19 protein-coding genes and 1 tRNA gene are annotated in these 19,623 nt (G+C 66.3%); 9 read left to right on the forward strand and 11 right to left on the reverse strand.

Features of this window, described 5'->3' with window-relative positions:
• Positions 1-9: 9 nt before the first annotated feature.
• The 3 genes from KV397_RS06840 to KV397_RS06850 form a co-directional block, all read right to left on the reverse strand.
• A complete protein-coding gene (locus KV397_RS06840; protein WP_261812493.1) occupies positions 10-492 on the reverse strand; it encodes a DUF6153 family protein in 483 nt (160 codons plus the stop codon).
• Positions 493-551: 59 nt separating this feature from the next.
• Positions 552-740 carry a hypothetical protein gene (locus KV397_RS06845; RefSeq protein WP_131491214.1) on the reverse strand — a complete coding sequence of 63 codons (189 nt, stop codon included), beginning with the start codon at positions 738-740 and terminating at the stop codon, positions 552-554.
• Between the two features lie 137 nt (positions 741-877).
• A tRNA-Ala gene (locus KV397_RS06850) sits at positions 878-950 on the reverse strand.
• 149 nt (positions 951-1,099) lie between these two features.
• On the opposite strand from KV397_RS06850, the gene KV397_RS06855 reads away from it, so the two are divergent.
• Positions 1,100-2,170: an NAD(P)/FAD-dependent oxidoreductase gene (locus tag KV397_RS06855; protein WP_261812494.1), complete on the forward strand. Its 1,071-nt coding sequence runs from the start codon at positions 1,100-1,102 to the stop codon at positions 2,168-2,170.
• Here the strand turns inward: KV397_RS06855 and KV397_RS06860 are convergent.
• Complete coding sequence (locus KV397_RS06860) at positions 2,157-3,308, reverse strand: DUF2804 domain-containing protein (RefSeq protein ID WP_261812495.1); 1,152 nt, start codon at positions 3,306-3,308, stop codon at positions 2,157-2,159. The two genes, KV397_RS06855 and KV397_RS06860, sit on opposite strands and share 14 nt — an antisense overlap.
• On the opposite strand from KV397_RS06860, the gene KV397_RS06865 reads away from it, so the two are divergent.
• Positions 3,307-3,963, forward strand: a complete 657-nt coding sequence (locus tag KV397_RS06865; protein WP_153244327.1) for an SDR family oxidoreductase — start codon at positions 3,307-3,309, stop codon at positions 3,961-3,963. The two genes, KV397_RS06860 and KV397_RS06865, sit on opposite strands and share 2 nt — an antisense overlap.
• 26 nt (positions 3,964-3,989) lie before the next feature.
• The gene (locus KV397_RS06870; RefSeq protein WP_261812496.1) at positions 3,990-5,186 is read left to right on the forward strand and encodes a glycoside hydrolase family 3 N-terminal domain-containing protein; all 1,197 of its coding nucleotides are present in this window, start codon (positions 3,990-3,992) and stop codon (positions 5,184-5,186) included.
• Between the two features lie 7 nt (positions 5,187-5,193).
• Here the strand turns inward: KV397_RS06870 and KV397_RS06875 are convergent, their stop codons facing one another.
• Genes KV397_RS06875 through KV397_RS06885 form a run of 3 tightly spaced genes read right to left on the reverse strand, consistent with a single transcriptional unit; the run spans position 5,194 to position 7,760 of the window.
• Positions 5,194-6,057 carry a 3-methyladenine DNA glycosylase gene (locus tag KV397_RS06875; RefSeq protein WP_261812497.1) on the reverse strand — a complete coding sequence of 288 codons (864 nt, stop codon included), beginning with the start codon at positions 6,055-6,057 and terminating at the stop codon, positions 5,194-5,196.
• A 1-nt stretch (position 6,058) separates the two neighbouring features.
• Positions 6,059-7,084, reverse strand: coding sequence for an App1 family protein (locus tag KV397_RS06880; RefSeq protein WP_134351417.1), 1,026 nt, complete (start codon positions 7,082-7,084; stop codon positions 6,059-6,061).
• Between the two features lie 4 nt (positions 7,085-7,088).
• Positions 7,089-7,760 carry a DedA family protein gene (locus KV397_RS06885; protein WP_261812498.1) on the reverse strand — a complete coding sequence of 224 codons (672 nt, stop codon included), beginning with the start codon at positions 7,758-7,760 and terminating at the stop codon, positions 7,089-7,091.
• A 41-nt stretch (positions 7,761-7,801) separates the two neighbouring features.
• Between KV397_RS06885 and KV397_RS06890 the strand changes: the two genes are divergently transcribed.
• The 6 genes from KV397_RS06890 to KV397_RS06915 all read left to right on the forward strand — a co-directional run bounded on the left by KV397_RS06890 (position 7,802) and on the right by KV397_RS06915 (position 16,694).
• Positions 7,802-9,133 (forward strand): anthranilate synthase component I family protein, encoded by a 1,332-nt coding sequence (locus tag KV397_RS06890; protein ID WP_261812499.1) that lies wholly within the window; start codon positions 7,802-7,804, stop codon positions 9,131-9,133.
• Positions 9,134-9,167: 34 nt separating this feature from the next.
• The gene (gene leuS / locus KV397_RS06895) at positions 9,168-11,744 is read left to right on the forward strand and encodes a leucine--tRNA ligase (protein ID WP_131491207.1); all 2,577 of its coding nucleotides are present in this window, start codon (positions 9,168-9,170) and stop codon (positions 11,742-11,744) included.
• Positions 11,745-11,839: 95 nt separating this feature from the next.
• A complete protein-coding gene (locus KV397_RS06900; protein WP_261812500.1) occupies positions 11,840-12,445 on the forward strand; it encodes a ComEA family DNA-binding protein in 606 nt (201 codons plus the stop codon).
• Between the two features lie 674 nt (positions 12,446-13,119).
• On the forward strand, positions 13,120-13,893 hold the full coding sequence (locus KV397_RS06905) for a hypothetical protein (protein WP_261812501.1): 774 nt from the start codon (positions 13,120-13,122) through the stop codon (positions 13,891-13,893).
• Positions 13,894-14,023: 130 nt separating this feature from the next.
• Positions 14,024-15,085, forward strand: coding sequence for a hypothetical protein (locus KV397_RS06910; RefSeq protein WP_261812502.1), 1,062 nt, complete (start codon positions 14,024-14,026; stop codon positions 15,083-15,085).
• 502 nt (positions 15,086-15,587) lie between these two features.
• Positions 15,588-16,694 carry a restriction endonuclease gene (locus KV397_RS06915; protein ID WP_261812503.1) on the forward strand — a complete coding sequence of 369 codons (1,107 nt, stop codon included), beginning with the start codon at positions 15,588-15,590 and terminating at the stop codon, positions 16,692-16,694.
• A gap of 70 nt (positions 16,695-16,764) precedes the next feature.
• Here the strand turns inward: KV397_RS06915 and KV397_RS06920 are convergent, their stop codons facing one another.
• The 4 genes from KV397_RS06920 to KV397_RS06935 all read right to left on the reverse strand — a co-directional run bounded on the left by KV397_RS06920 (position 16,765) and on the right by KV397_RS06935 (position 19,519).
• Positions 16,765-17,055: a hypothetical protein gene (locus KV397_RS06920; RefSeq protein ID WP_261812504.1), complete on the reverse strand. Its 291-nt coding sequence runs from the start codon at positions 17,053-17,055 to the stop codon at positions 16,765-16,767.
• A 461-nt stretch (positions 17,056-17,516) separates the two neighbouring features.
• A complete protein-coding gene (locus KV397_RS06925) occupies positions 17,517-17,891 on the reverse strand; it encodes a hypothetical protein (RefSeq protein ID WP_261812505.1) in 375 nt (124 codons plus the stop codon).
• A gap of 124 nt (positions 17,892-18,015) precedes the next feature.
• The gene (locus KV397_RS06930) at positions 18,016-18,828 is read right to left on the reverse strand and encodes a GIY-YIG nuclease family protein (protein ID WP_261812506.1); all 813 of its coding nucleotides are present in this window, start codon (positions 18,826-18,828) and stop codon (positions 18,016-18,018) included.
• Between the two features lie 127 nt (positions 18,829-18,955).
• Complete coding sequence (locus tag KV397_RS06935; RefSeq protein ID WP_261812507.1) at positions 18,956-19,519, reverse strand: DUF5067 domain-containing protein; 564 nt, start codon at positions 19,517-19,519, stop codon at positions 18,956-18,958.
• Between the last annotated feature and the right edge of the window lie 104 nt (positions 19,520-19,623).

The raw sequence follows: 19,623 nt of genomic DNA on the forward strand, positions 1-19,623 counted from the left end.
GACAACTGCTCAGGTGCGACTGATGCAGAGAACGTGAAGAGAGGGAGCGCGGGGCAAGGCCTGTGCGCGGAAGGAACGAAGGAATCGTGACTGGAGGAGTGGCTGGAGCCAGCCTCGGATCAGGCTCGGCACGAGAAGGAGCACGAGGGCGAGGAGGAGCCCGAGGACGCACATCATTGCCATGCTGACGTGATCGTCGGTTCCGCACGCCGGGCACGACATCTGGGTCGTGTCGGTGGGGCTCCCGGCCGGGGGTGCTTGCATGATGCCGTGTTGCACCGACGCGGGGTGTTCCCCCGAGATCGACGCGGGGTGGCCCCCCGAGATCGCCGCCGCTGCGGGGGCGTCCGCCGCCGCGGTTCCGTGCAGATTCAGGGTGTGCATGCCGATGAGCCCGACGATGATCGCAGCGACGAGCAGCACGCCCGACAGCACGCCTCGGAAGACGCTCGATGAGCTCCTTCCGGACCACGTCGCCGCCACCGGTGCCATGAATGTAAGTCTACGGGCCCAGGTGTAAGTGATCGCCCGGGAGGGAGGCGGTCGCGGGGTCAGACCTCGGTGTCGTCGGCGTCGTCGTCGGCTCCGGCGGCGACGCGGTCGGCCTCGGCGCTGTCGATGAGCGCGTCGTCCACGTCCGGGTCGAGGATGCGCTCACCGTCGACTTCCTGGGTGGGTGCTCCCTCGCGGTCCTCGTCGTCGGGGATCGGCGGAATCGGGGGAATGATCGGGTTCGACATGATCGCATCCTTTCGTCGAGATGTGTCGACGATACGACGGACCGTGCGCGGGCTGAACCGGGTTGACGGTCGTGAGGACGCGCGCTAGGACGGCTCCGCGAACGGAAGAAGCCCCCGGAGAACCGGGGGCTTTTCGGTGGACCTGAGGGGACTCGAACCCCTGACCCCCTGCATGCCATGCAGGTGCGCTACCAGCTGCGCCACAGGCCCAGACGCTGTTCCGAACCAGCCGGAGCAACTTGAAAAGAGTACTACACGAATCGACGCGAGCACCAATCCGGGTGAGCATCCCGGGCGCGTCCTCGCGTGCAGCAGGAGTGTGCAGGAACAAGCGCACGGGCCGGGACGTTGAAGTCGGCGTGAGCATCCTCGACAGTCTGGTGATCGGCGCAGGCCAGGCCGGTCTCTCGGCATCGTTCCACCTCTCGCGGCTCGGGATCTCGCACGTGGTCCTCGACGCCGACGAGCGGCCCGGCGGCGCGTGGCAGCACCGATGGGACGCGCTGACGATGCGTGACGTGCACGGTGTCGCGGAGCTTCCGGGCGACACCCCGCCGCCGCGTGACGGTGCGCGCGCCAACGAGGCCGTGCCCGCCTCCTTCGCCCGATACGAGAAGACCCATGCGCTTCCCGTGCTCCGCCCGGTGCACGTCGAGCGAGTGGAAGACCAGGATGGAGTGCTCGTCGTGCGGGCCCGGGAGGGGGAGTGGACGAGTCGCACGCTCATGAATGCGACCGGTACCTGGTCGCACCCGTTCCTGCCGCACTTCCCCGGCATGGAGACGTTCGTCGGAGAGCAGCTGCACACCGTGGACTATCCGGGGCCGGAGCACTTCATCGGCAAACGCGTGCTCGTGGTGGGGGGAGGAGCGTCCGCCGTGCAGTTCATCGGAGCGCTCGCGCCGATCACCGAGACCCTGTGGGTCACCCGCCGGGAGCCGGTCTGGCGGGACGACGACTTCACCCCTGAGGCCGGGGCCGCAGCGGTCGCCCTCGTCGAGCAGCGCGTCGCGGCCGGGCTTCCTCCGCAGAGTGTGGTCAGCGTCACCGGGCTCATGCTGCGCCCGCAGGAGCGCGCGGCCGAGCGTCTCGGAGCGTATGCCGACCGACGCCCCTTGTTCGAGCGGATCGAACCCGACGGTGTGCGCTGGGCGGACGGGAGTTTCGAGCGGCTCGACGTCATCCTGTGGGCCACGGGGTTCCGCCCCGCGATCACTCATCTGGCTCCTCTCCACCTGCGCAGCGCGGCCGGAGGTATCCAGCTCGACCGGAACGGGCGAGGCACGACCGCTGTCGTCGATCCCCGCGTGCAGCTGGTCGGTTACGGCCCCTCGGCGAGCACGATCGGTGCGAACCGTGCCGGTCGCTCGGCCGCGAAGGGTGTCCAGCGAGCACTGCGATCGTCGGACGACCGCGTCACCACCGGTTGAGCACATCCTCGGCGAAGCCTTCGATGCCGTCGACGCGCACCCGCGTTCCCCTATCGTCCAGCGCCCACCCCGTCCAGACTCCGAACAACTGGTCTGTTCTGCTGGCGATGACGACCGCGTTGGTGCGGGAACGCTTGTCGTAGAACGGGGAGAACGTCAGATCGGCGGTTTCGCCGTGTACTCGCCACGGACGCAGGAAGTTCTCGGAGTCGTAGTCCCACACCAGCTCTTCGCTGATCTTCGACAGGTGGCCATCGACCACGAGGGCGTTCTCCGTCGCCCCCGAGCCGTCCGTCCATTTCGAGCCGAGCTGCAACCCGACGACCCGCCCGTCGACGATGCCACTTCCGGCCGCCCAGTTCCAGTGCACGCGATACGGCCAGCGACCACGACCGTGGTCCAGCACCGCCCAACTACCGGTGGGCACCTCGTGTGCGATGTCATCGACCGTGACAGTTCCCGTCGTGGGCCGACCCACGTCTTTCACCGTGTACTGAAACCGCGCGGTGCGCTCTGACCGTCGCCACGGCACGACGACGCCGAGCGATTCGTGACCCACCGGACGCGCCGCGAACAGGTCGAACGACAGCCTCGGGGCGCTGCCCCGCAGACGCGTCCCGTCGACGGCGTCATCGATCTCGAGGGTGAGCCGACGGGTGCGCGCACTGGCAGGCCCCTCTCCGAGCGAGGAAGGCAGCGTCGCGCTGCGTCCGCCGGCGGAGATCACGGTGGATCCGACATCCTGGCCCGTCGCTCGATCCAGGACCCAGATTTCATGCAACGCCAAGTAGTCGACGCACGAGACCGTGAACGCGATGATGTGCGAGGGCGACATCACGTTCCAGTACTCCCAGCGCTTGTTGCGCCCCCAGTGTCGGCGGCCGGGGATGCCGGATGTGTCGTGCAACGGTGTGCGCGACCAACCGAGGGCTTCCGGATTCAGTGCTCCGTGTGGATTGGTGAGGGAGACGCGTCGCGTGATCTCACGCTCGATCAGCGGTGTGGGCATCGTCGTCCTGGTGTCCGGGAAGATGCCATTCGGGTCGGCACCTTTGCCCCGAGTGTAGAGGAACGGAAACTCGCGGACGGCGATTCCGGTCCGAGCCGACGTCAGCTCAGGCGCGTAGGGTGAGGGCATGTCACGCATCCTCGTGTTCGGCGGCCACGGCCGTATCGCCCTCCTGCTCGCTCCCTTGCTCGTCGAGCGAGGCGATGAGGTGACGGGGGTGATCCGCAACCCGGCCCATGCCGCCGACGTCGAAGCCGTCGGGGCGAAAGCGCTGGTCGCCGATGTCGAGAGTATGGACGTCGAGGCACTCGCCGAGATCATCCGCGGTCACGACGCGGTCGTCTGGTCCGCCGGTGCCGGGGGCGGATCCCCGGAGCGCACCTACGCGGTCGATCGCGATGCCGCGAAGCGCTCCATGAACGCGGCGGAGCGGGCCGGCGTGCGGCGCTATGTGATGGTCTCGTGGCTCGGGTCGACGGCGGACCACGGCGTTCCCGAGGACGACTCCTTCTTCCCCTACGCCGATGCCAAGTGGGCTGCGGACGAACACCTGCGCGCGAGCGGGCTCGAGGGCACGATCCTCGCACCGGGCGCGCTCACCTTCGACGAACCGACCTCACGGATCCAGATCGACCCCACGGGGCGGGGTGCGGTGTCTCGAGCCGATGTGGCCGCCGTCATCGCCGCGTCGCTGCACGGGCCGTGCACGATCGGGCGCACGATCCGCTTCGGCAATGGCGACCCGGCGTCGGCGGTGCCCATCGCCGACGCGCTCGGCTGCTGACACGGCGGCGCCGCGGAGAAGTCACCATGTCCCGACCCCGCCGATGGGCCGCAGGTGCCCTCGTCATCGTCGCGACCACGGTTCTCTGCGTCTCACCGGCGGCTGCGGCGTCGAGCGCTGTGCCGACGACGACTCCGACCGTCGCCGCAACCGCTGCCGAGCCCGGTGACTCGACCGCCCACGCGACCGCGCTCGTGCGAGGGATGTCGGTGGCGGAGCAGGCATCCACCGTGGTCATGGGGCATGTGGCAGGGACTGATCCGGCGATGCTCCGTTCGTACATGGAGTCCGGCCTCGGCGGGTTCATCCTCATGGGTGCCAACATTCCGGCGACCGAGGGCGAACTGCAGAGTCTGACCACCGCCCTGACGGTGGATCCCGAGCTGCCTCCGCTGATCGCGGTCGACCAGGAAGGTGGCATCGTGTCGCGCCTGCACGGTGATGACTACCCGGCGTCCTCGTCGTTGAAGCACCTCCCGGTCGCCGAGACGACCTCGGCGTTCACCGCCCGCGGTTCGCTGGTCGGGCGCGCGGGGATCACGGTGAACTTCGGAACTGTCGCCGACGTCACCGCAGATCCCGGGACCTTCATCTACGGACGTGCCCTCGGCACCGACCCGGCGAGCGCCGCCGACCGGGTATCCGCCGCGACCACCGCCCAGGAGCAGTTCGTCGCCTCCACCCTCAAACACTTCCCCGGACACGGTGCAGCGCCCGGCGACTCGCATCATGTGATCCCGAGCACGACGATGGGACTCGACCAGTGGCGCGAGACCGAGGCGGTGCCCTTCGCGGCGGGGATCGACGCCGGGGCATCCCTCCTGATGTACGGCCACCTCGCCTACACGGCCGTCGACGCATCGCCGGCGTCTCTTTCCGCAAAGTGGCATGAGATCGCCAGGGAGGAGCTCGGCTTCGACGGGGTCGCGGTGACGGATGATCTCGGAATGCTGTTGTCATCCGGCGATCCCGCCTATGCGGATCCGGTGGCGAACGGAGTGTCCGCGATCGCGGCGGGAAACGACCTCGTGCTGATGATCGCCGGTTCCGATGCGAGTACGGCGGGCGCGATGGCGGCGGGCATCGCCACGGCGGTGGAGAAGGGCACCCTGCCGGCGGAGCGACTCGAAGAGGCGGCGACGCGCGTCGTCGCACTGCGGCTGGAGCTCGCTGCGGCCGCGGCACCGTGGGCGGTCTGCGACGATTGCACGCCGGCGGGCTGACCGGTGCTCAGGCGGCCTCGCGTGCTCCGTCGCCGAGCCAGGCGTTCAGCAGCGCGGTGCGGAGGGCGGTGCCACGCTCGGCGAAGACTCGCTGCCTGCGCACATACTCTGCTTTTCCCTCGGGTGTCTCGATGGGCACGGGAACCACATCCCACGCGGAGAGATCGTACGGTGCCGCCTGCATGTCGAGGAGTCGGATGTCTCGCGCGAGTTCGAACGAATCCAGGAGCAGTTCGCCGGGGATCAGGGGACCGAGCTTCGTCGCCCACTTGTACAGGTCCATGCCCGCGTGCAGACAGCCGGGCTGCTCGAACAGAGGCTGCTCGTCGCGGCTCAACGCGGTGCGATTGCGAGGGACGGCTTCGGGAGTGAAGAAGCGGAAGGCGTCGAAGTGGGTGCAGCGGAGGTCGTGATTCTCGACCACGGCGTCCGTCCCGGCCTGCCCCAGTCGCAGCGTAACCGCGTGGCGGTGCTCCTCGGCGCGATACACCATCGCCCACTCGTGCAGACCGAAGCAGCCGAACTGCCCGGGACGCGATGCCGTGCGGCGGAGCATCTTCTCGATGAGAGCCGCCAGCTCCGCCTTCTCCTGGCCGAACGCGAAGGCATCGGGCACAGCGCTCCCCGCAGACCGTCCGGGGGAGTACCAGCGCCAGTCGAGGCGTTCGACGGCGTCGGCCAGCTCGACACCCGCTCCGGGATGCCAGCGACGCAGCTGTGCGGGCTTGTAGGAGTAGTACGTGAACAGGAAGTCCCAGACCGGGTGCTTCTCGGCCCTGGTCGCACGATCCCGGTGGGCAGCGGTGAGGGCATCCGCGCGGTCGCGATGCGCCTCTTCACGGAGCAGCCAGTCCTGACGGGCGAGAGACATGTCAGTGCAGGATGCCGGCCTCGCCGAGCAGATCGCGCAGCCCGGCGCCGTCTTCGGCGCTCACCCAGGGGGCGACGTCTTCGGAGTGGGGCTCGCGGCCGGCGCGGCCGCCGGCCAGGACCGCCTCGGCGGGAAGAAGGCGACGGATGGCCACCCCGGCGACGGAATCGGGATGCTCGTCCATGAACTGCGAGTAGATGGCCTCGTCGTGCTGTCCGTCGTCTCCGATCAGGAGCCATTTGACATCGGGGAACTCCGTGGCGAGACGTCGCAGGTTGGTGAGCTTGTGCTCGCGCCCGCTGCGGAACCATCGCTCATGCGTCGGTCCCCAGTCGGTGAGGAGCATGGAACCCGCGGGGAAGAGATGGCGTCCGAGGAAGCGCCACAGCGTCGGGGCGACGTTCCACGCGCCGGTCGAGAGGTACACCATCGGGGCACCCGGATGCTGTCGCAGCAGCTGGTCGAGCAGCACGGCCATCCCCGGCACGGGGAGGCGCGCGTGTTCGTCGAGCACGAAGGAGTTCCAGAAAGCGATGAAGGGACGAGGCAGGGCCGTCACCATCACGGTGTCGTCGACATCGGACACGACGCCGAACCTGGTGCCCTCGGCGACGACGAAAGCTCGTGCCTCCACGGGCTCCTGTCCCTCCACGGAGAACGTGAACGTCTGCCAACCCGGTTCCAGGTCGACGTGGATCGTCGAGTCGACCACCCCGCCACGATCGGCGACGACCTGGTGCGTGGAGTCGCCGATCTGCACGGTCACCGCGGCGAAACCCACCGGGATGCCGACGAAGCTGCGCCAGCCGCGGACACTCGCCGGCTCCCCGTCGCGTGTGCGGCGCTGCGGGGGGACGATCAGCACGCGACCCACGACACGCACCCAGCCGGGACCCCCGTATCCGGGAAACGGGAGGATGGTCGCGACGCGGCCACGACGGCGCGCGCGACCTTCACGCCAGACATGCAGGCGGTGTTCGAGTCGGGCGAACCAGTGGATCCGGGGCGCCGGGGGAGCGGATGCCATTGCCTCAGTCTTTCACGTCGGCGTCGGCCTCTGTCTCCGGAGCCTTCAGGTGACGGGCCTCAGCCCGGTGCAGCAGCTTCTTGCCGAGGTAGATCAGCAGCAGGAACACGGCGATCACACCGACGAAGATGTACCCCGCGAAGTGCACGCGGTCGACGAGTTCCCGGAAGCTGCCCGCCGCGAGGGAGGTGACGCTCACGTAGGCGGTCGCCCAGAGGACGCACGCGGGTGCCGTCCAGGCGAGGAACTTGCGGTACGGGTATTCGCTCATGCCGACGGTCAGGGGCACCAGCGAATGCAGGACGGGCAGGAAGCGCGAGAGGAAGATCGCGATGCCGCCGCGGCGTTCGAGGTAGTTCTCGGCGCGCACCCAGTTGTGCTCGCCGATCCGTCGTCCCAGCCAGGACACACGGATGTGGGGTCCCAGCCAGCGCCCGAGCCAGAATCCGATGCTCTCGCCGATCAAGGCGCCGATCACGACCGCGACGCCCATCGCGATGCCCTCCAGGGGAGTCGCCACCCCCATCGAGGCGATGATCACGATCGTGTCACCGGGAACGATGAGCCCGATCAGGATGCTCGTCTCGAGCATGACAGCGAGTCCGGCGATCAGGGTGCGAGCGACCGGATCGACCGACTGCACGGTGTCGAGGAGCCAGATCAGGAGGTCGTCCACCCCATGAGGATACGGGAGCAGCCCGGTCCTAGGCTGGAAAGGTGCCCGAACCGCTGAGTGCTCATCCGCTTCCCACCTGGGTGGAGCCGTCATCCGTGTTTCGGATGATCGAGGCGCGGGGCCTCGACGTCTTCTGGCTGGATGCGGGCGCGCGGGCGACGGAAGGCTGGAGCTTCATCGGGACGGGGAAGCGTTCGAGCCTCCCGCGTGACGTGCCTCTCGACGCCCCCTCGACCGACCCGTCGCGGCCGCCGTTCACCGGGGGGTGGGTGGGCTGGCTCGACTACGAGAGCGGAGCATCGGCGTCCGGCGCACCGTTCGCACAGTCGGAGGAGACGCCAGGAGGGTCCTGGTTGCTCGTCACGCATGTCGTCGCCTTCGATCATGCACGCCGTCGCACCTGGGCACTCTCCTCCGCAGATGACCTCGAGGTCTGGACGGACGAGGTCCACGCAGCGACGGAAGTCGTTGAGCGTCCCGGCCGTGAGGAATCCTTTGCGGGCGCGGCGGCCGCCCCGCGCGTCGCGGAGCCCAGGCACACCCCACACGAATACCTCGCACTCATCGAACGCTGCCGTGACCTCATCCGCGCAGGCATCGCCTACCAGCTGTGCCTGACCACACGCTTCACCGTTCCCGGCATCCATGACCCGGTCGCCGTGTACGACCGCCTCCGAGGAGCGACCCCCGCCCACCACGGCGGTTTCGTCCGCATCGGAAACCACACGCTGCTGAGCGCCAGTCCGGAACAGTTCCTCCACGCCGAAGGGGGAGTGATCCGGACGCGCCCCATCAAGGGAACGAGGCCCCGGAGCGCCGATCCCCTCGAAGACGCCGCGCTCGCCGCAGAACTCGCCGGCGACCGCAAGGAGCGTGCGGAGAACGTCATGATCGTCGACCTCATGCGCAACGACCTGTCGCGGGTGTGCGTGCCGGGGACGATCCGCGTGGAAGGGCTTTGGGTGGTCGAGAGCTATCCCGCCGTGCACCAGCTGGTGAGCACCGTGAGCGGAAGGGCAGACCCGGGGGCCACGGTCGGCGCCCTTCTCGACGCGACCTTCCCCGCCGGCAGTATGACGGGAGCGCCCAAGCTCTCGGCGATGACCAGGCTGCACGAACTCGAAGGCGGCGCGCGGGGAGTGTACGCGGGGTGCTTCGGCTACATCGGCGCGGACGGGGTGCTCGACCTCGCCATGGTCATCCGCAGCATCCTCCTCGACGGAGAGAAGGCGGTGGTCGGTGCGGGCGGCGGAATCACCTGGGGTTCGATCGCCGCTGCCGAGGTCGCCGAGGTGGCGATCAAGGCGCGGGCGCCGCTCGCCGCCCTCGGTGCGGAAACGCCTGCGTCCTGGCGTTCCGATATCCTGAACTGATCCCGCTTTTCCCTTCAGATTGGTCGTGCGTTCGTTGTCTGAGAACCTGTCCACCGCCCCTGCCGACGACGAGGCCCCGTCGGCGCACGCCATCCAGAACAAGTGGCAGAAGTACTGGGCGGAGAACGGCACGTTCCTCACGGGCGGCGACGACGACACCCGGCCGCGCCGATACGTGCTCGCGATGTTCCCGTACCCGTCCGGCGACCTGCACATGGGCCACGCGGAGAACTACCTCTACTCCGACATCGTGGCGCGCTTCTGGCGCCACCGCGGGCACAACGTCCTGAATCCGATCGGCTGGGACTCGTTCGGGTTGCCCGCGGAGAACGCCGCGATCCGTCAGGGAGCCGACCCTCGGGACTGGACCTATCAGAACATCGCGCAGCAGAAGGTGGGCTTCGAGGCGTACGGCGTCTCGTTCGACTGGAGCCGCGTGCTGCACACCTCCGACCCCGAGTACTACCGCTGGAACCAGTGGCTGTTCTTGAAGCTGTACGAGCGCGGGCTGGCGTATCGCAAGAAGAGTCCGGTCAACTGGTGCCCGAACGACCAGACGGTGCTGGCGAACGAGCAGGTCGTCGACGGACGCTGTGATCGCTGTGGCGCCGAGGTGGTCAAGAAGAAGCTCACGCAGTGGTACTTCCGGATCACCGACTACGCCGACCGTCTGCTCGACGACCTGAACCAGCTCGAGGGATTCTGGCCGCACAAGGTGCTGCAGATGCAGCGCAACTGGATCGGTCGCTCGGTGGGGGCCGACGTCGACTTCCTGATCGAGGGTCGCGAGGAGCCGGTCACGGTGTTCTCGACGCGCCCCGACACGCTGCACGGCGCGACGTTCTTCGTGGTCGCACCCGACTCCGACCTGGCATCCGAGCTCGCCGCCGGTGCCTCCGAAGATGTGCGTGAGCGCTTCCAGACGTACCTGGAGCAGGTGCAGAAGGAGACCGACATCGATCGGCAGTCCACGGATCGCCCGAAGACCGGTGTGTTCCTCGAGCGCTACGCGATCAACCCGGTCAACGGCGAGAAGCTGCCGGTGTGGGCAGCGGACTACGTGCTGGCCGACTACGGACACGGGGCGGTCATGGCTGTCCCGGCGCACGATCAGCGCGACCTGGACTTCGCCCGTGCGTTCGACCTGCCCGTCAAGGTCGTCGTCGACACGACCGCTCCCGTCACGGGGGCGATGCCCGTGATCGAGGTCGATGAGGACGGCGTGCCGATCGACACCGGTGCCGCGCTCGAGGAGCAGAGCCCCGCAGCCACCGGCATCGCCCTCACGGGCGAAGGTCGCATGATCAACTCGGGCGCTCTGAACGGTCTGTCCAAGCGCAACGCCATCGCGCGCGCGATCGAGCAGCTGGAGGCATCGGGCACCGGCCGTGCCGCCAAGAACTACCGTCTGCGTGACTGGCTGATCTCGCGTCAGCGGTTCTGGGGTACACCGATCCCGATGCTGCATGCCGAGGACGGGAGCATCATCCCGGTTTCCGAGGACAAGCTCCCTGTGAAGCTGCCGAGCGTCGAGGGGCTCGACCTCAAGCCCAAGGGGACGTCGCCGCTGGGCGGTGCCGAGAGCTGGGTCCGTACGACGGACCCGCAGACGGGCGACCCGGTGCTGCGCGACCCCGACACGATGGACACGTTCGTGGACAGCTCGTGGTACTTCCTGCGCTTCCTCTCGCCGAACAGCGACACCGTGGCGTTCGATCCCGCGCAGGCGGCCCGCTGGGCGCCGGTCGACTCCTACATCGGCGGCGTCGAGCACGCGATCCTGCACCTGCTGTACGCGCGCTTCATCACGAAGGTGCTCTTCGACATGGGGCTGATCGACTTCACCGAGCCCTTCTCGAACCTGATCAACCAGGGCATGGTGCTGCTCGACGGGCAGAAGATGTCCAAGAGCAAGGGCAACCTGGTGCTCTTCCAGGAGGAGCTCGACGCCCATGGCGCCGACGCCCTGCGTGTCGGGCTGGCGTTCGCCGGGCCGGTGGAAGACGACAAGGACTGGGCCGACGTCTCGACGACCGGTGCTCAGAAGTTCCTGGCGCGCGCGATGCGCGTCGCCGGCGAGGTGTCGAGCCCCGTCGACGTGGTCTTCGACGGCGGTGACGCCGCTCTCCGCCGCGCGACGCACAAGTTGCTCTCGGAGGCACCGGCACTCGTCGAGCAGACGAAGTTCAACGTCCTGGTCGCGCGCCTCATGGAGCTCGTGAACATCACCCGCAAGACGATCGATGGCGCCGCCGGTGCAGGGGACCCCGCCGTGCGCGAGGCGGCGGAGACGATCGCCGTGATGCTCGACCTCATCGCGCCGCACACCGCGGAGGAGATGTGGGAGATGCTCGGTCACGAGCCTTCCGTCGGCCTCGTGACGTGGCGCTCCGCCGACCCGGCGCTTCTGGTCGAGGACACGGTCACGGCCGTCGTGCAGGTCGGGGGCAAGGTGCGTGCGCAGCTCGAGGTTCCGGCGCGGATCGGCGAGTCCGAGCTCGAGGCGCTGGCCCGTGCGGACGAGCGTGTGATCCGTTCCATCGGAGACCGCGAGATCGTGAAGGTCGTCGTGAGGGCGCCCAAGATCGTCAGCTTCGTCGTCAAGGGCTGATCGCCTCTTCTCCACGGTGGACGCCCGGGACGGGTTGTCCACCGTGGATGTTTCGGGACGCTCGGGGGATCCGCGCCCTCGCCTAGCTTGGCCGGATGGCATCCCCGCAGGCACCGTCTCCGCCGCCGCTCCGGCATCGGCTGCGGCTGAGCATCGGCGCGGCCGTGGTGCTGGGACTCGTGGTCCTGTCGGCGGCCGTCGGCTTGGGGATCCTGCGCGGGCAGGCATCGCCCGCCGACTCCGTCTCGCTCACGGACGACGGATCGAGGTCGGTGGGGAGCAGCGGAGACCTCTACGTCCACGTGCTCGGCGCGGTGGTGACCCCCGGTCTCTACGTGCTCGATCCGGACGCGCGACTCGTCGATGCCCTGGCGGCAGCCGGCGGGACCACGGACGTCGCCGACCTCGCCGCGGTGAACCTCGCGCGGGTGCTCGAAGACGGTGAGCAGATCGTCGTGCCGACCGTCGGCGCCGTTGCGGACGAGTCGGGGGCCGCCCCGCCCGGCGATGACCGCATCGATCTCAACACCGCTGACCAGGCGGCGCTGGAGACTCTCCCGCGCATCGGTCCGGCACTCGCGGGACGGATCATCGCCTGGCGGGAAGAGAACGGTCGCTTCCGCTCCGTGGATGACCTGCTCGCCGTCCCCGGGATCGGGGAGAAGCTCCTCGCAGGCATTCGCGATGGCGCACGCGTGTGAAACCCCGTGATCTGCGGCTGGTGCCGTTGGCTGCAGCGGTGTGGGCGGGTGCCCTGCTGTTCGTCTTCGTCCCGATGTCGGCGTGGTGGACGGCGGGTGGCGGTGTCGTTGGCGTGGTGATCCTCGTGCTCGTGAGACGTCGTGGAGTAGTCCGACGGCTTCCGGGCGGCGGAGGTCTCGCCGTACTGGTTCTCGCTGCTCTTGCAGCCACGGGCCTTTCTGTGGTCCTTGCCCTCCACGCCGGGGCGCAAGCTCTGCTCAGATCCTATCGAGCGAGTGTCCGACGCGCCAAAGGGCTTCAGTGTGGTGTGCTTCGGTGCACGCTGGCCCCAGTGTCATCTTGAAGCAGATCACAACGGCGCAAGGCGTTCTAGCTACTTCGACCTCCGGAAGTGCAGTGCGACGTTGCAGATGCTGATCATGGTCGAGCCGTGTGAACACGAGCCACGCCGTCCGATACGAAACGTCCACCGCGATAGTTCCACCGGACTGGTCGACCATGATCCCTGGCGTGCTGGTTGCTGCATTCCAACTCAGAGCGAGCGCGTTCATTGGGTAGGGACCACATGTAGTGTTTAGCCCAGCCGAAGCGATCTTGAGAGCGGCGAAGAACAGGGTGCCTAATCAAACGCTACTTCCGCCGATGAAGTTGAGCCAGGACCAAGGAGGTCTCTGTGACCCTCATCGTGGCAAACATCTACGACGGCGACCGAGTCTCGATAGTCTCCGACACCGAGGTGACCTGGGATCCGGGCACCACAACGGCTCCGCCTGGCACGATCGCGAAGATTGTCATCTTGCGGCGAGGTCTCGCGATCGGTATCAGCGGGCCGTACCCGGAGCAACGTATCCGAGACGTTATCTCCGTGCGAGGACAGCCGCTTGCCGAGATCGTCGAGATGCTCGAACAAGACACGCACGCAGGATTCGTCATCGCCTCGCTCGAACCAGCCCAACTCATCACAGTCGTGGGAGGTGAAGTCAACGATCGCACCTCCATCGGACAAGCGTGGACTGGAGATAGAGCGGCCTACTCGACGTATCAGAGCAAGTTCCTCACCGAATGGGTTGGCAAGAAGGAGATGGACGTGCCATTCCGGCAAATGTCTGCGATGAGTTTTCAGACGAGCTTTGCACTCCACGACACAGTCGGCGGTCATACAGTACGCGTAGACAGTGACGTCTCGGGATTCCTTTTTGTCCCAGATAGCAGGGTCGTCGTCGGCGGCACCATTCACACCACCATCTACTTTGCCGGATCTGGCGCCACTCCCGGAGCGTTCGGTCTGTTCGATGCGAACCGGGGTTTCGGGCGGCTATTCCTCCACGAAGCCCCGGATACTCCAGTGGAGGTACTTGTCTCTTCGCCCGAGTCGTTCCGTCGTGAGGCGCTAGAGAGGTACAAGCAAGAACTCCTCCACGCGCGTCCATTGTTCTCCCGTGTTTGATGGCGACCGTATTGAGGTGGGAGGTCTGATCACTCTTCGCCTTCGTTGACCGGCGAAAACGCGCAGACCGCACCGAAAGCTCTACCGTGGTCGTGGAGGCGCGTCGGCGGTTGCGGCGTAACATCGAGACGTGACTGTTGTCGTTGTAGATACCAATGCCCTTCCAAGGGGGCACTTCTCTTTGCCCGCTCTTGAAAGGCTACTGAAAGTGGCAGGCGACGCTTCGACAGTCGTCGTGCCCGAGGTTGTCGTGTGGGAGTGGGCTGAACATGCCCATTCGTCCTATGTCGCAGTCGAAGAGGCAGCGAAGGCTGTTCGGGTCGACCCGAGCATTCTCAGTCGACCGGTCGTCGATCCCGCTCCAGCAGTCGAGGAACTCGCCGAACGCATCCTGAACAGCCTCCCTGTTCAAGTCAAACTGTGGTCGCCCGACCGAGAGGTCTGGCGAGCTGCGCTACGCGACCAAGTCCTGCAGGTCGGCTCGGGCGAAACGAAGAGCGATGTCAAGACGGGGGCAGCAGACGCAGTCGTTCTCGCTTGCGTTGAAGCTGAGTCGAGCGAGGCGGAGGACGTCGTACTCCTCGTGACCAATGACAGGAAGCTCCGGAGCAATGCCCTCCTCTTCGACAACGTGCGTTGTTCGACGGGCGACAAGGGGTTGCTTGCGGCTATGTACTCGTTCACGCCTGCAACCGACGATCTCGAACTCCGTCTGATGGAACAACTGCCCGAGTACATGAACGAACTTATCGGCGTGGGGGGCGACGCTGTTTCCTTCTCAGAGTATGGCGTTAGCGTGCATTTTGGGGACGGGCATGGCGGCTGGCCAGCGGGAGCGGTGCTCTCATCGTTATGGTTCAACCGCATTGATATCGCAGAGATTCACGATCTGCAAGTAGAGTCCGGGGAAGGGAAGCGGCGAGGGCTGGCAGAACTTCGGGTGTTCGGGGTGATCAAGGGCATGATCCTCGAGTATCACGACCCCAAGCTTGGTGCATTGACTGCTTCGCGCACGGAGGTCGATTTCAGCCAAGATTTCGTCGATGTCACGGTCGAAGTGGAGTGGGACCTCAACTGGAGGATTCATCAGGTCCGTGCCACGGGATCGGCAGTCTTAGTGCAGGTTGGTCCAATGGAGGACGAGTCCGACGATGATGGTGTGAACCATTTTTGGGCGATGGCGGAGGCGTAGAGATCCGACGGCTTGAACAACCGAGGATCAGCCGTGAGGGTCCGGCGCGGCGGGTGCAGCAGGCGCGGCGCTCGCTGAATCGGCACGGATCGCTGCCGGCCGCGCCGGCACTGGCGTCCGAGCTGATTGGCAATGATGTGGCCGAGGTACGTACGACGAGTGATCACCTCCCAAAATGCGACGCTAGAGAGCGACCAACTGGACGGTCGCTCTCTCTGCGAGCCGATACTGCTGATAAGTGAAACTATCGAGGGCTTCATGACAGGGGGGGTGAAGAGAGACGGGGCGAGCATGGGGATCCGCACGGAGACGCGGATTTCGAGATCGAGATCAGTTCGAATGGACAACGGGGTTAGGCACGCCGGCAAGACCGCCAGTGGTCAGGTGATGAACGCCAGCGCGGGATTCACCGCTGAGCGGAGAGCCCCCGCCCACACCGGACCTGCGTGTCTGGCGATCGTGGGTCGGAGCTGGTGTGGGTAGCCTCTGGCACACTGGCGGGGTGACCGAACTCGATCATCAAGACATCGTCTGGGCTGAAAACTTTGGGGCTCATTGGGGTGCGACATACCCGACTCCGCAAGGCAGCGTCGAGGACATCTCACGCGCTTTCGGTGACGCTGTTGATGGCCCCCTAAACGCTTTGGCGATCGCGCATCAGAAGCGGTTTCTCGGTATCGCGGACCATGTTGAACTCACCGATGCGCAGGCTCGTGCAGCCGCACCGTACTTGACGGCTCTGGCCGATGTCGTGCTCCGGGAGATGCAATGGGCGCTTTACTGGCGGCGCCAGAAGCTCGATAGAGGGGAGTCTGACCCGGGGATTGGGTATCTGACCTTACGTGCGGAACCAACGTTTCGCGATTATCTAGCGGCGACGGGGCCGACGACTGAGGGCAGAGTGAGGACCACGACGACAGATGGAGTCGAGTACTTCAATCAGCCAACGACGACACCCAAGGGTCAGAACCTTCGTCACGACGCGATCGTTGACGGCGTGTCCAGGATGTCGTTCTCGGAGCGCCGCAAAGCTAAGAAGGCCCGGGAGGTAGCTGAGGCTGAACGAGCGCTTGCTGCCCACCGCGCTCAACAACAGTGGGATCTTGACCAGAGACGACGCGCTCGCGAGGCAACCCGGCGGCGAGAAGAGCAGGCCCGTCTCGAGCAAGAGGAGATCCGTCGGCGGCGGCCGGAGCCTCCATCGCCCCAGCCTTATGGAGTGAACCATCAAGGAGCCGAACGTCTGGTTGCCGATTGGATGCGGCATCTTGGCGTGCACGACGCGTCCGTAACGCAGTACAGCGGGGACGGTGGTATCGATGTCGACAGTCGCCACATCATCGCTCAAGTGAAGAACCTTCACGTCGCAGCGAGTGTGCCAATCGCGCACATCCGCGATCTGTTCGGCACCGCGCAACATCGTCACAAGGGAGCGGTGCTATTCACGAGCGGTATGGTCTCGTCGAATGGACTCGCATTCGCAGACGAGACCGGACTTGCCCTAATCAGGTACGACGCCGAGAAGGGCACGCTCGCGGGACTGAACCAACGGGGGCGGCAGGTGGTCGCGGCCGGGTTCCCGCTGGTCTTCGGGTTCGATGAGTTCTAGTTTCGCCTTGTCTGCTGAGCAGCGTGGATTTGGCACAAGCGACGATTCGCGCGCCGTTGAGGCGCTGGAGCTACGTCGCCGCCCGGGACTCGCGCTGGCGTGCCAGTGACGATCCCTCGAACCTTCGCAGCCAGCCCTGGTGGTACCCCGCAGCGGAGTATCGGCGCCCGGTCGTCTCGCCCGCGCCGACGATGTCGGCGTAATGCGAGAGCAACCCATCCCAGTCAGAGTGGTGCACGGTCCCCGGAGTGACAAAGGGGAGCGACTCGGCCGCGAGGCTGGGCTTCCGCGTGTTGCACATCGCGTGCAGGGTTGTGAGGTTCGCCGTTTCGCTGGTTCCGCCGTGGGCGTGAGCAAGCACGTGGTCGGCTTCGGGCGCGAGTGTGCCCAGTATGCGGGGTGGACGGGGCCGCGGCGGTAGTGCGCGTAGTACGGGAGCTCGGCGGGGAACACGTCGCTGATCGCGACGAGAATGTAGCGGGGGATGGTTCTGCCACCGCAGTAAGCGCAGAGGAAGCCGTCCCGGAGGAAGACCTCGGCGCGCGTCTGTTTGGAGACTCGACGTGAGGTGCGGGCATCGGCCCCGACCGTTGTCGTGGTGTGGAGCGTGAGACTGCCCGTCCAGACCTCGCCCGCTATCGGTTCGAGGAACACACGGGCACGATCAGTCGATACGGGGAGCACGGCGGTGACCTCGTCGAGGATGCCGGCGTACCAGGCGACCGCGTCGTCGCGGAGAACGTGGATCTCGCGGGTCATGTCTTGTTTACTCGGCGGATCAGGCTCGGACGGCAGCATCTTGGGAGGCAGGATGTGGCCCAACTACTGAACGGCCTTACGCTCCTTGCGAAGAGCTTTCTTGTCATCCTTCGAAGCCCAGCCGAGTAGCTTCTTATACTCCTGAGCAGAGCCATGGCAGACCGCGGACTTGCCGTCGCGGAACCTGATCTCGAAGAGGATCGTCGCTTGCCCCGGGTTACCGAAACTCGTCACGGTGAGATCGGCGGGCGTCTTTCCCACCTCGAACAGTGCCGACGTTGCCGTGACGCTGTTAAGGAACCGATCCGACTTCATCTCGATCGACTCCACGGTTTGACGACTGATCGACCATCGTTTCATGCCCCATGGCGTCGAGATCTCACGCGACATCACCCGATAGTCCTTCTTCAGAGGAAGATCCCCAGCTACCACCTGCATGCGATCAGCATAGGGGTGTCCCGGCTCTGGAGCGTGGCGCCTGCCCAGTCGCACGCCATGTCCCTATTATCCCGAACGAGATCCCGGTCGGCGTCGGTGATCTCCAGTGCGCGTAGACAGCGTGTCAGCCGCGGTTGAGTCCGTGGGTGATGCTGTCCAGCGCCCGCTTGAAGTGGCTCTCGGCGGCGTTGATGTCTCGGAGTGGCGTTGAGGGGTCGAAGACTCGCAGGAGCGAGTACTGGAAGGCCGACGGATCTCGCTCCTTCAGTGCGACGTTACCGCCGTGACCGTTGGCCGCGTAGGTGCGCCAGCGCTGCAGGATGTTCTCGGCGCCGTCGGCCTTGCCTACGTAGTGGCGACCGTCGCGGGTGTCGGTGATCAGGTAGATCCCGACGACCGACGAGAGTGCTGTCTGCCAAGCGGCGTACCGGCGCTCCTTCACGACGGCCTTCAGCATGTCGTACGAGACGACCAGATGGTCGAATCCCGGAAAGCGCGGAGGCTGAGCGTCGGCGACCTCGAGCACGGGGTAGGTCGCTGCGGTTGGGCCGTAGATGCGCCACACCCGCCCCGCCTTCCACCCGATTACGAGCCGGCCGCGCAGGTCACGGAGGTGATCAGTCTCGACGAGGTCGAACTCACGGAGCTCACCGTCGTTGGAGAGCTCTCCCCGGTTCTCTACGACGCGCCAGAGGCGCCCACGATCGCCGCCCTCCGGCATGAGCACGACCCAGAAACGCGGAGGCGACGCGGGGAAGATCTGCGACTTCGCCGACTGGCGGCGCGTGTACGCGCGGATGTCGTCGTCCGTCGAATCTGCATGTATGCCGGCGAGGCGGCTCGACGCCGGCTCCGCGTTGTAGGCGTGTCTGATCACCAACACGTCCTGGATGGACAGCGACTCCGAGTCGAGGATCGTTCCGAGCGTCAGCGGCATGGGACTGAGACTATCGACGAGGAGGCCGAGCGCGATGGGCGAGGGTGATCTGCTCGCGAGACCGAAGTCCCGACTCGAACGGCCCCCAGCGAAGTCGCCAGGGGCCGTTCGAGTCGTGCTCAGCAGATCACTGCAGGGTGAACGTCGCGCGCCCGATCTCGGTCATGCCGAGGTCGTTGGAAGCGACCAGCTCGACGGGCGTGGTCTCGTCATCCAGCTCGTAGGCGACGGCATTGGCGACGGTGCCGCCGTTCTTGATGTCCTGAAGCTGCGAGTCGAGGAACTGAGCATCCGGGAGGGAGGCGACGTTGAGTTCGTTCACAGCGTTCGGGTCGTTGTCCTGAATCGCAGTGAAGGTGCCGATCCAGGCGGTCGTCGGATCGATCGCGTCGTCGGAGGTGTTGGTGACCTCGTACCAGAACGCGATGACGGGCTTCTCGCCGTACTCGTTGCCGGGCTGGCCGACAGCGATCTTCTTCGTGTCGGTGATGGTGACCGTGTACTCGGGCAGGGTCAGCACGTTGTCGGCGAACGATGCATCGCTGATTGCGTCCTCGACGGTGGCCGCGTCCTCGGAGACAGCAGTGGTTGTCTCCGGCTTCGGCTCGGTGGCCGGGGCCGAGCATCCGCTGAGCAGCAGGGCGACGACCCCAAGAGCGAGCACGGCAGAGTTCTTCTTCGATAGGCGCATGAGCGCATCCCCCAAGAGTGAATATGAGCGCTGACGTCAGGCCAGCAAATCTCAAGCTAGCGGCTCACAGGCATCGCAAAGTCCTGGAGAGAACTCCAGACAGC

The sequence above is a fragment of the Microbacterium aurugineum genome, from assembly GCF_023101205.1.
Lineage (GTDB): Bacteria > Actinomycetota > Actinomycetes > Actinomycetales > Microbacteriaceae > Microbacterium > Microbacterium aurugineum.

What these genes read in the sequence shown, in the direction of transcription:
- KV397_RS06840 (WP_261812493.1), bottom strand. Translation starts at nt 492, where the DNA reads ATGGCACCGGTGGCGGCGACGTGGTCCGGAAGGAGCTCATCGAGCGTC.
- KV397_RS06845 (WP_131491214.1), bottom strand. Translation starts at nt 740, where the DNA reads ATGTCGAACCCGATCATTCCCCCGATTCCGCCGATCCCCGACGACGAG.
- KV397_RS06865 (WP_153244327.1), top strand. Translation starts at nt 3,307, where the DNA reads ATGTCACGCATCCTCGTGTTCGGCGGCCACGGCCGTATCGCCCTCCTG.
- KV397_RS06860 (WP_261812495.1), bottom strand. Translation starts at nt 3,308, where the DNA reads ATGCCCTCACCCTACGCGCCTGAGCTGACGTCGGCTCGGACCGGAATC.
- KV397_RS06870 (WP_261812496.1), top strand. Translation starts at nt 3,990, where the DNA reads ATGTCCCGACCCCGCCGATGGGCCGCAGGTGCCCTCGTCATCGTCGCG.
- KV397_RS06875 (WP_261812497.1), bottom strand. Translation starts at nt 6,057, where the DNA reads ATGTCTCTCGCCCGTCAGGACTGGCTGCTCCGTGAAGAGGCGCATCGC.
- KV397_RS06880 (WP_134351417.1), bottom strand. Translation starts at nt 7,084, where the DNA reads ATGGCATCCGCTCCCCCGGCGCCCCGGATCCACTGGTTCGCCCGACTC.
- KV397_RS06900 (WP_261812500.1), top strand. Translation starts at nt 11,840, where the DNA reads ATGGCATCCCCGCAGGCACCGTCTCCGCCGCCGCTCCGGCATCGGCTG.
- KV397_RS06925 (WP_261812505.1), bottom strand. Translation starts at nt 17,891, where the DNA reads ATGCAGGTGGTAGCTGGGGATCTTCCTCTGAAGAAGGACTATCGGGTG.
- KV397_RS06930 (WP_261812506.1), bottom strand. Translation starts at nt 18,828, where the DNA reads ATGCCGCTGACGCTCGGAACGATCCTCGACTCGGAGTCGCTGTCCATC.
- KV397_RS06935 (WP_261812507.1), bottom strand. Translation starts at nt 19,519, where the DNA reads ATGCGCCTATCGAAGAAGAACTCTGCCGTGCTCGCTCTTGGGGTCGTC.